Origin of the sequence: Streptomyces sp. NPDC086080, from assembly GCF_044540255.1 — a bacterium.
Lineage (GTDB): Bacteria > Actinomycetota > Actinomycetes > Streptomycetales > Streptomycetaceae > Streptomyces.
In genome coordinates this window covers 20,694-33,717 of record NZ_JBITRU010000021.1, presented here as the reverse complement: position 1 = coordinate 33,717, position 13,024 = coordinate 20,694, and the positions used below count along the sequence as shown (strand labels likewise).

Below are 13,024 nucleotides of genomic sequence, written 5' to 3'. Positions count from 1 at the left end.
TGGCCAGGCCCTGACTGATTTCAAGGGGTCGAGGAGCGGGTTCGTTCCATACAGACCGGCGGCAGGTGGAACCAGCGCATGCGCTCGAATTCGGCGGGCAGGCCGGTCGGTCCGTCGTCCAGATGGTCGGGGAGGGATGCCAGCACGGTTCGCGCGTCGGCGAGTTGAGTGGCCAGGACGTGTTCTCCGGCGCGGACGCGGTGGTCGGAGACAGTGGGTCGTCCGTCGGGTTCCCAGGTCAGGTCGGTCAGGCTGAGAGGTGGGCCCGCGGGAGCCCGGTGGTGGTGCCATCCGCCGGTGTGCGGGTCGAAGCGATAGTCGGGCAGGGCACGGTGACCGTGGGTGGCGATCAGGCCGACGGCGTCGATGAGGTAGTCGCGGACGGTGTCGCTGATGAAGTAGTTGAAGTTGATGCGGATCCAACCGGGTTTGATGCCGTCGCAGCCGAGGAGGACCTCGTCGAGTACGTCGCGGGAGGTGGCGGCGTCGATGGCGAGCAGGCGGTGGCCGTAGGGGCCGGCACAGGAGCAGCCGCCGCGGGCCTGGATGCCGAAGAGGTCGTTGAGCAGGGCGACGACGTAGTTGTGGTGCAGATGGCGGTCGCCGTGGCGGATGCGGAAGGAGACGATCGACAGTCGTCGGGCGTCGTGGTTGCCGAGGATCTCGATGGCGGGGACGCGGTCCCACCTGCGCAGGGCGTGACGCCAGTGGCGTTCCTCCGCGGCCTGGATGGTGTCGGTGCCGACGGCCTGTTTGAGGGCGACGACCAGTCCGGCGCGGATGGACTCGACGATGGCCGGGGTGCCGCCCTCCTCGCGGGCGACCGGGTCGTCCAGGTAGCGGTGGCCGAGCGGGCCGACGAAGGAGACCGTGCCGCCGCCGGGTGTGGTGGGCACCGGGTTGCGGACCAGTTCGCGGCGTACGACGAGGACGCCGGGGGTCTGCGGGCCGCCGACGAACTTGTGCGGGGACAGGAAGACTGCGTCCTTGTGGTCGCCCGCGGCAGGGGTGCTCTCGGCGACCCGGATGGGGATGTAGGGGCCGGCGGCCGCGTAGTCCCAGAAGGACAGGGCGCCGTGCGCGTGCAGCAGACGGGCGACGCGGTCGGTGTCGGTGAGGATGCCGGTGACGTTGGAGGCGGCGGAGAAGCTGCCGATGCGCAGCGGTCGGCCGGCGTACCGGAGCAGCTGTTCCTCCAGCTGGGCGAGGTCGACGTGGCCGTCGGCGTCCTCGTCGATGACGACCACGTCGGCGATCGACTCGCGCCAGGGCAGTTCGTTGGAGTGGTGTTCGTACGGGCCGACGAACACCATGGGGCGTTCGGCGGGTGGTGGGGGAGCGGTGCCCGAACGGCGCAGTTCCAGGATGCCGACCAGTTTGTTGACGGCCGCCGTGGCGCCGGAACCGCAGAAGATGACGAGGTCGTCCTCGGTGGCGCCGACCGCGTCGTGGATGATCCGGCGGGCTTCCTCCCGCAGCCTGGTGGTCTGCAGCCCGGTACTGGAGCTCTCGGTGTGGGTGTTGGCGTAGCGCGGCAGGACGTGCTCGCGGACGAAGTCCTCGACGAAGTCCAGCGAGCGCCCGGAGGCCGTGTAGTCGGCGTAGACGACGCGTCGGGGGCCGTAGGGGCCGTCCATCACCTCGTCGTCGCCGATGATCCCCCGGCGGATGTGTTCCAGGAGGGGAAGCGCGGGCGGCGTCCGGCCGGTCGCCGGGTGGGCGGGCATCGTCAGGGCTCCAGCCCGATGACGACCTCGGGCGGCTGGTGGAGGGTGTTGTGGACGGTGCAGTGCGAGGCGACGGCGAGGAGGGCGGCGCGGCGCTGCTCGGGCAGGCCGGGAGGCGGCAGGACCGTCACGTGGACCGTGTCGATCCTGGCCGGGCGGTCGGTGGCCATCGTGAACTCGGTCCGTACCCGCAGTCCGGTCCGTTCCAGGCCGTGCCGGCGCAGGTAACGGCCGGCGTAGAAGGCGACACAGGACGCCAGGGACGCGGCGAACAGCTCGGTGGGCGTGGGGGCGGTGTCCTGTCCGCCGGCGTCCTCGGGCTGGTCGACCAGCAGCCGGTGGCCGCGTACCTCGATGGCGTACGCGTCCCCGTCGACATGGGCGACCTCCAGCCGGTGCACATCCGGTACCGGCGGACGGGTGGCGGTGGCGGTGTCGGGTGCGGTGCGGGTCATGGCCGCGTCTCCTCGGGTCCGATCGGTCGCTTTGGTATCCAGTGCACCGCGGCCGGCGTGTGATCGCGAGAGGCCAGGGGGATCGGAGAGAGGGCCGTTCGGCCCTGGGTGAACCTCATGGGCCGAAATACCCTAGGGGGTATTTCGGGAGCTCCTTCGAGGAGAGTGCCCCACGGCCGCTGCCGAACAGCCGGCCGCCGGCCCCGCCCGGCTTCCCTGCATCGGCGGCAAAACGTGGCCCTGCCGGGCAACTCCGTGGAGGGGCTGGTCGACGCCCCGCAGACCTCCGGCCGCGACGGTGTCTCCTGCCCGGCCAACTGGCACCCCGGTGACGACGTCGTTCTCGGAGCCCCGAAGGCCCAGGCCGGACTCGACGCCAGGCTCGCGGACGAGACCGTCGAGCTCGCCGACCGGTATCTCGCGACCGGGCCCGGCGCTCCCGGCTGAGCGCAGGGCGGCCGAGATATACCCCCATGGGTACCCCTGCTGGGACCAACGGCCCCTGACGATGCCTCACTTCGCGGTCGAGAGTGGGGGCATGGACAAGAGCATCGTGATTCTCGGAAGCGGCACCGCCGGCACGCTGACCGCCAACCGGCTGCGGCGGATGTACGGCGAGCGCGAGTGCCGCATCACCGTGGTCGACCGGAACGACGACCACGTCTACCAGCCCGGACTGCTGTTCGTCCCCTTCGGCCTGGCCGAACCCCACGCCCTGGTCCGCCCGCGCCCGCGGCAACTCCTTGACGGGATCGCCTACCGGAGCGCCGCGATCGACCGGGTGGACCTGGCCGCCGAGCGGGTGTGCTTCACCGACGGCACCTCGCTGGGCTACGACGTGCTCGTGGTGGCCACGGGCGCGAGCCTGCTGCCGGAGGAAACCGAGGGCCTGACCGGGCCGGGCTGGGGCGAGAAGGTCCACACCTTCTACGACCTGCCCGGCGCGGTCGCCCTCCATCGGGCACTGGAGCGCTTCGAGGGCGGCCGGGTGGTCGTCGACGTGGCCGACCTGCCGGTCAAGTGCCCGGTCGCGCCCTTGGAGTTCGCCTTCCTCGCGGACTGGTACTTCCAGCGCCGGGGTATCCGCGACCGCGTCGAGCTGACCTACGTCACCCCGCTGGACGGCGCCTTCACCAAGCCGGTCGCCGCGAAGGCGCTGGGCGGCCTGCTGAAGGAGAAGGGCATCGAACTGGTCACCGAGTTCGCGCTCGGTGAGGTCGATGGCACCGGTGGCAGGCTGGTGTCGTACGACGAGCGTGAGGTGTCGTTCGACCTTGCCGTGGTCGTACCGCTGCACGGCGGTGCCGAGTACGTCGAACGCTCCCCGGGCCTGGGCGACGAGCTCGGGTTCGTCCCCGTGGACCGGCACACACTGCAACACCCGGACCACCCCCATGTGTTCGCCATCGGTGACGCGGCGGGCCTGCCGGCGTCCAAGGCCGGCTCGGTGGCCCACTTCGAGGGCGAGGTGCTGGCGCACAACATCGGCCGCTTCCTTGCCGGAAAGCCGCTGGACGCGTCGTACGACGGACACACCAACTGCTTCATCGAGACCGGCTTCCACAAGGCGCTGCTCATCGACTTCAACTACGACACCGAGCCGCTGCCCGGTCACTTCCCGGGCACGCTGGGTCTGCCGCTGCTGAAGGAGTCGCGCGCCAACCACCTCGGCAAGCTCGCCTTCGAGTGGCTGTACTGGCACAGCCTGCTGCCCGGCCGGGAACTGCCCGGCATCGGCTCGGCGATGCCCGAGCACGGCAAGACCCACACCCCCGCCTGACGAGACCCACACCCCCCGCCTGAACGGAGACAGACCGCCATGACCATCGCCACCTACGCCGACACGTCCGTGACCGTCGACGACGAAGGCTTCTTCACCGACCCCGGCCAGTGGATCGAGCCCATGGCCGAGCAGATCGCCCGCGAACAGAACATCGAAACGCTGACCGACCGGCACTGGACGGTCATCCGTTTCATGCGCGCCGAATACGCCGCCAAGGGCACCGGCCCCACCGTGCGGGTCCTCGGCAAGACCTCCGGCGTGAGCGTCAAGGAGCTCTACCAGCTCTTCCCGAAGGGCCCGGCGAAGACCGCTGCCAAGATCGCCGGAATCCCCAAGCCCCGCGGCTGCATCTGACCCCACCCTCCGCCCGCCGCCCGAAGGAGCGTCCGACATGACCGCCAGCGCCACCATCGAGAAGGTCTCGATCATCGTCTCCAAGGGATCCCTGGAAGGGATCTACCCGGCCCTGATCATGGCCAACGGCGCCCGCGCCGAAGGCATCGAGGCCGACCTGTTCTTCACCTTCTTCGGCCTCGACGCCATCACGAAGAAGCAGTACGACCACATCAAACTCGCCACCGTCGGCAACCCCGGCCTGCACCTGCCCACCCTCCTGGGCGGACTGCCCGGCGTCCCGGACCTGATCACCCGGTACATGGAGCGCAAGATGGCGAAGCTCGACATCCCGCCCATCCCCGAGTTCATCGAGATGATCTCCGACACCGGCGCCGGCATCTACGCCTGCAAGGCGTCCGTGGACCTCTTCGAACTCGACAAGGACGACCTCATCGAGCAGGTCCAGGGCATCATCACGGTCGGCGAGTTCTACGAGCACGCGGCCGGAGGCCAGATCATCTACACATGACCGGCCCCCGGACCGGCAGCGCCGGCTTCAGATGTCCCGGAAGATCTCGATCTGCGCCCCGATCGAGTTCAGCCGCTCCGCCAGGTCCTCGTAGCCGCGGTTGATGACGTACACGTTGCGCAGCACGGACGTGCCCTCCGCCGCCATCATCGCCAGCAGGACGACCACCGCGGGGCGCAGGGCCGGCGGGCACATCATCTCGGCGGCGCGCCAGCGGGTCGGGCCCTCGACCAGGACCCGGTGCGGGTCGAGGAGCTGGAGGCGGCCGCCGAGGCGGTTGAGGTCGGTCAGGTAGATGGCGCGGTTGTCGTAGACCCAGTCGTGGATGAGGGTCTTGCCCTGAGCCACCGCGGCGATCGCCGCGAAGAATGGCACGTTGTCGATGTTCAGGCCGGGGAACGGCATCGGGTGGATCTTGTCGATCGGCGCCTCCAGCTTGGAGGGGCGGACGGTGAGGTCCACCAGGCGCGTACGGCCGTTGTCCGCGAAGTACTCGGGCGTGCGGTCGTGGTCGAGGCCCATCTCCTCCAGGACCGCCAGCTCGATCTCCAGGAACTCGATCGGGACCCGGCGGACCGTCAGCTCGGACTCCGTCACCACGGCCGCGGCCACCAGGCTCATCGCCTCGACCGGGTCCTCGGAGGGGGAGTAGTCGACGTCGACGTCGATGGTGGGCATGCCGTGCACGGTGAGCGTGGTGGTGCCGATGCCGTCGACCTTGACGCCGAGGGCCTCCAGGAAGAAGCACAGGTCCTGGACCATGTAGTTGGAGGACGCGTTGCGGATGACGGTGGTGCCCTCGTGGCGGGCGGCGGCGAGCAGCGCGTTCTCGGTGACGGTGTCCCCGCGCTCGGTCAGCACGATCGGACGGTCGGGGGCGACGGAGCGGTCGACCACCGCGTGGTACTGGCCCTCGGTCGCGGCGATGTCCAGGCCGAACCGGCGCAGCGCGATCATGTGCGGCTCTACGGTGCGGGTGCCGAGGTCGCAGCCGCCGGCGTACGGCAGCATGAAGCGGTCCAGGCGGTGCAGCAGCGGGCCGAGGAACATGATGATGGAGCGGGTGCGGCGGGCGGCGTCGGCGTCGATGGCGGCGAGGTTCAGCTCGGCCGGGGGCACGATCTCCAGGTCGACGCCGTCGTTGATCCAGCGGGTGCGCACGCCGATGGAGTTGAGTACCTCCAGGAGGCGGTACACCTCCTCGATGCGGGCGACGCGGCGCAGCACTGTGCGCCCGCTGTTGAGCAGCGAGGCGCACAGCAGCGCCACACACGCGTTCTTGCTCGTCTTGACGTCGATGGAACCGGAGAGGTGCCGGCCGCCCACCACGCGCAGATGCATCGGGCCGGCGTACCCCAGGGAGACGATCTCGCTGTCCAGCGCCTCACCGATGCGGGCGATCATCTCAAGGCTGATGTTCTGGTTGCCCCGCTCGATGCGGTTGACGGCGCTCTGGCTGGTGCCGAGTGCCTCGGCGAGCTGCGTCTGTGTCCAGCCGCGGTGTTGCCGGGCGTCGCGGATGAGCTTGCCGATGCGTACGAGGTAGTCGTCTGCCATGAGGTTGAGGCTATCTCAGATATGAGATGGCACCTCTTGGGGGGTCCATTCGGGTGATGTGACGTCAGTGTCACCTGGTCCGGCGGCCGCGAGTGGTCCGGCGCCATCCGAAAGGTCCGGGCAAATCCATCGATGTCGTACGACGTCCCGTACTGCTCCGGGTGTAGCGGGGGCCGTTCTTACTGCCGGTGGTGAGGGACCACGACCGCTTGTTGATGTTCAGCCGCACCCCCGGAAGGATCTGGAAGCTCTTGCGGAACGTGAGCGGCATACCTGCCTCCCTGCTCTCGTGTCTGCTGTGTCTGCTGTGTCTCTGGAATTGACTGCGTATCAGTCGGTTACCCCGTCCGGGCGTGCTGATGGCAGTCCGCCGCGGGAGTCCGGCGACGCGTACGCGTCCTCCCGTACGCGTCCTCCCGTGCATGTGCTCCCGTAGGTGTCATGTCCCTGTGCGGTCCGGGTATGCGGAGGAGGGGGGCCGGGGCGGCCCGCGGTCGAACCGTGGGCGGGCCGGGTGTGCCGCACCCCGGTGCGATCACGCTCACGAGCGGGTTGACTGGCGGCAGCGGTCGAACGGGGCCCGGGTTCGGTGCGTCGTCACCCTCGACGGGTGGGGGCGGTCGGCCGGGTCCGGGCATGACCATTCCGTCCGCGTGTACTAGAGTTATCTCGATATCGAGATATCTGCCGAGGAGCACCGCAGCCGCCACCCTGGTAAGGGTTACCTAACTAAGGCTTACCTTAGCGGATGGGCCGGGGCGGCGTGGCGGCAGGATGCGGTGGTACGCGCACATCAATGAAGGAGACTGTCGTGTCGGCGAACAGCTTCGACGCCCGCAGCACGCTGCAGGTGGGCGACGAGTCGTACGAGATCTTCCGGCTGGACAAGGTCGAGGGCTCCGCGCGCCTTCCCTACAGCCTGAAGGTGCTGCTGGAGAACCTGCTCCGCACCGAGGACGGCGCCAACATCACCGCCGACCACATCCGTGCCCTGGGCGGCTGGGACTCCCAGGCCCAGCCGTCGCAGGAGATCCAGTTCACGCCGGCGCGCGTGATCATGCAGGACTTCACCGGCGTACCCTGTGTCGTCGACCTCGCCACCATGCGTGAGGCCGTCAAGGAGCTGGGCGGCGACCCGAACAAGATCAACCCGCTCTCCCCGGCCGAGATGGTCATCGACCACTCCGTCATCGCCGACAAGTTCGGCACCCCCGACGCCTTCAAGCAGAACGTCGACCTGGAGTACGGCCGCAACCGCGAGCGTTACCAGTTCCTGCGCTGGGGCCAGACCGCCTTCGACGACTTCAAGGTCGTCCCGCCCGGCACCGGCATCGTCCACCAGGTGAACATCGAGCACCTGGCCCGCGTCGTCATGACCCGTGACGGCAAGGCCTACCCCGACACCCTGGTCGGCACCGACTCGCACACCACCATGGTCAACGGCCTCGGCGTGCTCGGCTGGGGCGTCGGCGGCATCGAGGCCGAGGCCGCCATGCTCGGCCAGCCGGTCTCCATGCTGATCCCGCGCGTCGTCGGCTTCAAGCTGACCGGCGAGCTCAAGCCCGGCACCACCGCCACCGACCTCGTGCTCACCATCACCGAGATGCTGCGCAAGCACGGCGTCGTCGGCAAGTTCGTCGAGTTCTACGGCGAGGGCGTCGCTGCCACGAGCCTCGCCAACCGCGCCACCATCGGCAACATGTCGCCGGAGTTCGGCTCCACCGCCGCGATCTTCCCGATCGACGACGAGACGCTGAACTACATGCGCCTGACCGGCCGTTCCCAGGAGCAGGTCGCACTCGTCGAGGCGTACGCCAAGGAGCAGGGCCTCTGGCTGGACCCGAAGGCCGAGCCGGACTTCTCCGAGAAGCTCGAGCTGGACCTGTCCACCGTCGTCCCGTCGATCGCCGGCCCGAAGCGCCCGCAGGACCGCATCGTCCTCGCCGACGCCAAGGCCCAGTTCGACCAGGACGTGCGCAACTACGTCAAGGACGGCGGCGACGTCGACGAGGCCAGCAAGGAGTCCTTCCCGGCCTCCGACGCCCCGGCCATCTCCAACGGCGCGCCCTCCCACCCGGTCGAGGTCACCGCCGCGGACGGCACGACCTACACGCTCGACCACGGCGCGGTGACGGTCGCGGCCATCACCTCCTGCACCAACACCTCCAACCCGTACGTCATGGTCGCCGCCGCGCTCGTGGCCAAGAAGGCGGTGGAGAAGGGCCTGACCCGCAAGCCGTGGGTCAAGACCACCCTCGCCCCGGGCTCCAAGGTCGTCACCGACTACTTCGAGAAGGCGGGCCTGACCCCGTATCTCGACAAGGTCGGCTTCAACCTCGTCGGTTACGGCTGCACCACCTGCATCGGCAACTCCGGCCCGCTGCCGGAGGAGGTCTCCCAGGCGGTCAACGAGCACGACCTCGCGGTCACCTCGGTGCTCTCCGGCAACCGCAACTTCGAGGGCCGGATCAACCCCGACGTCAAGATGAACTACCTGGCGTCCCCGCCGCTGGTCGTCGCCTACGCGCTCGCCGGTTCCATGAAGGTGGACATCACCCGCGAGGCCCTCGGCTACGACCAGGACAACAACCCGGTCTTCCTGAAGGACATCTGGCCCTCCGAGGCCGAGGTCAACGACGTCGTGGCGAACGCCATCGGCGAGGACATGTTCTCCAAGTCCTACGCCGACGTCTTCGCCGGTGACGCCCAGTGGCAGGCGCTGCCCATCCCGACCGGCGACACCTTCGAGTGGGACGCCGAGTCGACCTACGTGCGCAAGCCCCCGTACTTCGAGGGCATGGGCATGGAGCCGGCCCCGGTGGAGGACATCTCCGGCGCCCGTGTGCTCGCCAAGCTGGGCGACTCGGTCACCACCGACCACATCTCCCCGGCCGGCGCCATCAAGGCCGACACCCCGGCCGGCCAGTACCTCACGGAGCACGGCATCGAGCGCCGCGACTTCAACAGCTACGGCTCGCGCCGCGGCAACCACGAGGTCATGATCCGCGGCACGTTCGCCAACATCCGCCTGCGCAACCAGATCGCGCCGGGCACCGAGGGCGGCTACACCCGCGACTTCACGCAGGCGGACGGCCCGGTGTCGTTCATCTACGACGCCTCCCGCAACTACATCGAGCAGGGCATCCCGCTGGTCGTCCTGGCCGGCAAGGAGTACGGCTCCGGCTCGTCCCGCGACTGGGCCGCCAAGGGCACCGCGCTGCTCGGCGTCAAGGTTGTCATCGCCGAGTCCTACGAGCGCATCCACCGCTCGAACCTCATCGGCATGGGCGTCCTGCCGCTGCAGTTCCCGGAGGGTCACACCGCCGAGTCCCTCGGCCTGACCGGCGAGGAGACCTTCTCCGTCTCCGGTGTCACCGAGCTCAACGAGGGCACCACCCCGCGCACGGTGAAGGTCACCACCGACTCGGGCGTCGAGTTCGACGCGGTCGTCCGCATCGACACCCCCGGTGAGGCCGACTACTACCGCAACGGCGGCATCCTGCAGTACGTACTGCGCCAGCTTGTCGCTTCTTGAGCTGATCGGCTCGGACGCCGGAGGATCTGGACGCCGACTCGCTGCTACCGGCGGTCACACCGGAGTCCCGCACAAGCGCCCCGTCAGGCTTCGGCCTGGCGGGGCGCTTGCCTGTCGGCCCGCCCGCGTCCGCGCGCGTGGGGCTCCCCGGCCGGAGTCCGGGGCAGCGCGGACGACCGGCGCGGCCGACGGGCCCGCCCCGGGACGGAGCCCGGTCACACGGCGGACAGGGCCTGCGTCGGAGGCAGCCGGGATGCCCGCACCGCGGGATAGACACCCGCCACCGCCCCCACCGCCACAGCGCCCAGGAGCCCGGCCACCAGGGACTCCGGTGGCAGAACGGGCGGCCACGACTGGTAGAGGGCGAACCCGGCCGTGGCGGCTGATCCGCAAGTAAGCAGTAGGGCAGGGCAGTTGTAGGCCGCATTCCCGTACCGGGGATGCGGCCCCCGTCGTCGCTCCCGTTGTACGCTGACACCTCACCTGATGACGGGGGTGGCGGTGGGCCGCACGGAGCGCTTGCATCTTGTCCTGACCGGCGGCCAGGACAGCGACCAGGAAGAACTCGACTGGCTGACACGACAGCTGCGTGAGCGACTGCTCGAACTGGACGTCGAAAGCGTCGAACTGGACCGGTCCGGAATCGTGCCCGACGGAGCCAAGCCGGTGGACGCGATCGCGGTCGGCGCGCTCGCCGTGACCGCGGCGCCCTTCCTGCTGCGCTCGGTGCTCGACCTGGTCCGCACATGGATCGAGACCCGCCCGGTGCGCACGGTCGCCCTCACCCTGGGCGAGGACAGCCTGGAGCTGGAAGCCGTGTCCTCCGCCGACCAGCAACGGCTCATCGAGGCCTTCCTCGCCGCGCACGGCCGTGCCCCGGAACCTGCCGACGGCCGTGACCCGGAACCTGCCGACGGCGGTGAGCTGGAACCGGCCGACGGCCGGGAACCGCGAGCCGCGGACGGCGAGGAGCCGCGAGCCGACGGCCGGGCCGGCTGACGGACGTACCACCATGTCCGCAGGCCGCCACGCCCTGCTCGTCGCGACGGGCGTCTACGACAGCCCGGACCTGAGACGGTTGCGTTCACCCGCCAGGGACGCCCTGGAGCTCGCGGAGGTGCTGGGGGACCCGAGGATCGGTGACTTCGAGGTCGGCACGGTCGTCGACCGCGCCCACAGCGAGGTGACCCGGGCCATCGAGCGGTTCTTCCTCGACCGCCGCCGGGACGATCTGCTCCTGCTGCACCTCTCCTGCCACGGTCTCAAGGACGACAACGGGGAACTGCACTTCGCCACCGCCGACACCGACCGGCGGCTGCTCGCCTCCACCTCGGTGCCCGCCCAGTTCGTGCAACGGCAGATGAACCTCTGCCGGGCGCGGTCGATCGTCCTGCTCCTCGACTGCTGCTACAGCGGCGCCTTCCTGGCCGGCGGCAAGGGCGACACCACGGTCCACGTCAAGGACGAACTGTCCGGGCACGGGCGCGTGGTGCTCACCGCGACCAACCGCACCGAGTACGCGTGGGAGGGCGGGCGGATCACCGAACTGGACCCCGAGCCCTCCCGGTTCACCGGCGCCCTCGTCAAGGGCCTGCGCAGCGGCGAGGCGGACCGTGACCGGGACGGCGTGATCAGCGTCCACGAAATGTACGACTACGTGTACGAGGAACTGCGGGACGCCGGTGTCCGGCAGCGCCCGCAGATGTGGGCCGAGCTGGAGCACCGCGTCGTGGTGGCACGATCGGCTCTGCCCGCCCTGCCGCCAGGCCCCGGCCCCGGCCCGCGCCCGGAGGGAGAGGAACCCGCCCCGGCCTCCGCGCCCACGGTGCCGGAGTCCGCACCCGCTCCCGTCCTCCCACGGCCCCGGCCCGCGCCGGCGACGCTGCTGCTGCCGCTCACCGAGGCGCTGGCCGGGCTGCCGTGCATGCAGGACGCCGTGGGGCGGCAGCAGTTCGCCACCATGCTGGGGGAGTTCCTGGCCCGGCGGATCGATCTGCGGGGCGTCCGGCAACGGGAGGACGTGGTCGCGATCGCGCGGGCCGCCCTGAACCAGGAGGGCGGGCAGAGCGCGCTGCTGTCGACGGTCGAGCTCTTCGAGGGGCCGGAGGCCGCCGCCGAGGTGGGGCACCGTCTCCGGCCGGAAGGGGACCCGGCAGGACCGGCCGGGGGGCGGAGCTGAGGCCCGGACCGGGGGCCCGGCCGGGAGCCAGGCCGGGCGGAGACTCCTGCACCCCTGGCTGACCCGCGGCTCAACTCGCCCCTGTGTCAACCGTTTACAACGGGGACAGGCGGCGATACCGTCCCCCACGGACGAGGTGGGAGCGCTCCCATATCTTTGGTGGACCGGAACCCGCCGCTGGGGACTGCCACCTCGTCCGCCCGCTCCCTGCACGGTCCGTCCACCCCACAGCCGCGGACAGGTGTGACATGACTACGGCAAACTGGGGGAGTGCGGCCGCTTCCCGGCCCGTGCTCCCCGCCCGCAGCACAGCCCTCTTCCTGTTCCTGGTCTCCCTGCTCGCCACGATCCCGGCCATCGGCCTGGCTCTGACGGCGGGCGCCGAGGCGGAATCCCGTGGCACACAGCTGAATCCCGGTAGTCGCACCTTCCTGTGCCGCGCAGAGGGGACCGGCATCCTGTGGAGCCACGCGGCCTCCCCCGGAGCCCGGAACATGACGGTCCGCTATGCCGTGGACCATCACACCGGCTCCCCCGACCCGGAGGAAAGAGCCGCATACGGCCACGTGATCTCCGACCCCGGCGGGGACAGCGCGACGCCCTTGCCCTGCCGTGCCGGCTGACCCCCGCTGGCGGCCGGCACCGGGGGCATGTCCGACGGTCATCGGTGCCACCCGCCCTGCCGCTCGCCCCACACCTCTCCCGACCACTCCAGTCGGCGACGGAAGCGCGTCGCGTCCCCGCCCTCGGATCCGCGCGGCGAGCGAAGGAGTCCCCCTCGACCCCTCGACCCCTCGACGGGAGACGGGCCGAAGCAGCGGGGCCGGAGGAGAGGGGTGGGCCGGAGGAGAGGGGCGGGCCGGAGGAGCTTCTCCACGGAGAAGGCGGGTCCGGATCGCGCCCGGACCCGCCTCGACCACCTG

12 protein-coding genes are annotated in these 13,024 nt (G+C 70.2%); 8 read left to right on the top strand and 4 right to left on the bottom strand.

Going from position 1 to position 13,024, the window contains the following annotated elements; translation table 11 throughout:
* Positions 1–20 precede the first annotated feature (20 nt).
* A complete protein-coding gene (locus tag ACIF9R_RS23790; RefSeq protein WP_399983487.1) occupies positions 21–1,727 on the bottom strand; it encodes an aminotransferase class V-fold PLP-dependent enzyme in 1,707 nt (568 codons plus the stop codon).
* Between the two features lie 2 nt (positions 1,728–1,729).
* Entirely contained in the window at positions 1,730–2,182 is a 453-nt protein-coding gene (locus tag ACIF9R_RS23785) for an OsmC family protein (RefSeq protein ID WP_399983485.1), read from the bottom strand.
* A 234-nt stretch (positions 2,183–2,416) separates the two neighbouring features.
* Here ACIF9R_RS23785 and ACIF9R_RS23780 point away from each other — a divergent pair, with 234 nt between their 5' ends.
* The 4 genes from ACIF9R_RS23780 to ACIF9R_RS23765 all read left to right on the top strand — a co-directional run bounded on the left by ACIF9R_RS23780 (position 2,417) and on the right by ACIF9R_RS23765 (position 4,830).
* The gene (locus tag ACIF9R_RS23780; protein WP_399983483.1) at positions 2,417–2,629 is read left to right on the top strand and encodes a hypothetical protein; all 213 of its coding nucleotides are present in this window, start codon (positions 2,417–2,419) and stop codon (positions 2,627–2,629) included.
* A 91-nt stretch (positions 2,630–2,720) separates the two neighbouring features.
* A complete protein-coding gene (locus ACIF9R_RS23775; protein WP_399983481.1) occupies positions 2,721–3,962 on the top strand; it encodes an NAD(P)/FAD-dependent oxidoreductase in 1,242 nt (413 codons plus the stop codon).
* Positions 3,963–4,001: 39 nt separating this feature from the next.
* On the top strand, positions 4,002–4,319 hold the full coding sequence (locus tag ACIF9R_RS23770) for a TusE/DsrC/DsvC family sulfur relay protein (protein WP_399983479.1): 318 nt from the start codon (positions 4,002–4,004) through the stop codon (positions 4,317–4,319).
* 37 nt (positions 4,320–4,356) lie between these two features.
* The gene (locus tag ACIF9R_RS23765; protein WP_399983477.1) at positions 4,357–4,830 is read left to right on the top strand and encodes a DsrE/DsrF/DrsH-like family protein; all 474 of its coding nucleotides are present in this window, start codon (positions 4,357–4,359) and stop codon (positions 4,828–4,830) included.
* Positions 4,831–4,857: 27 nt separating this feature from the next.
* Here the strand turns inward: ACIF9R_RS23765 and ACIF9R_RS23760 are convergent, their stop codons facing one another.
* Both ACIF9R_RS23760 and ACIF9R_RS23755 read right to left on the bottom strand, forming a co-directional pair.
* Positions 4,858–6,387 carry a helix-turn-helix domain-containing protein gene (locus ACIF9R_RS23760; RefSeq protein WP_399983475.1) on the bottom strand — a complete coding sequence of 510 codons (1,530 nt, stop codon included), beginning with the start codon at positions 6,385–6,387 and terminating at the stop codon, positions 4,858–4,860.
* Between the two features lie 70 nt (positions 6,388–6,457).
* Positions 6,458–6,658: a DUF4236 domain-containing protein gene (locus ACIF9R_RS23755; RefSeq protein ID WP_399983472.1), complete on the bottom strand. Its 201-nt coding sequence runs from the start codon at positions 6,656–6,658 to the stop codon at positions 6,458–6,460.
* Positions 6,659–7,198: 540 nt separating this feature from the next.
* Between ACIF9R_RS23755 and acnA the strand changes: the two genes are divergently transcribed.
* From acnA to ACIF9R_RS23735, 4 genes are all read left to right on the top strand, one after another.
* Positions 7,199–9,922 (top strand): aconitate hydratase AcnA, encoded by a 2,724-nt coding sequence (gene acnA, locus ACIF9R_RS23750; protein ID WP_399983470.1) that lies wholly within the window; start codon positions 7,199–7,201, stop codon positions 9,920–9,922.
* Positions 9,923–10,441: 519 nt separating this feature from the next.
* Positions 10,442–10,921: a hypothetical protein gene (locus ACIF9R_RS23745; protein ID WP_399983468.1), complete on the top strand. Its 480-nt coding sequence runs from the start codon at positions 10,442–10,444 to the stop codon at positions 10,919–10,921.
* A gap of 13 nt (positions 10,922–10,934) precedes the next feature.
* Positions 10,935–12,101 carry a caspase family protein gene (locus tag ACIF9R_RS23740; protein WP_399983466.1) on the top strand — a complete coding sequence of 389 codons (1,167 nt, stop codon included), beginning with the start codon at positions 10,935–10,937 and terminating at the stop codon, positions 12,099–12,101.
* Positions 12,102–12,349: 248 nt separating this feature from the next.
* Positions 12,350–12,724 carry a hypothetical protein gene (locus tag ACIF9R_RS23735; RefSeq protein ID WP_399983464.1) on the top strand — a complete coding sequence of 125 codons (375 nt, stop codon included), beginning with the start codon at positions 12,350–12,352 and terminating at the stop codon, positions 12,722–12,724.
* Positions 12,725–13,024 lie beyond the last annotated feature (300 nt).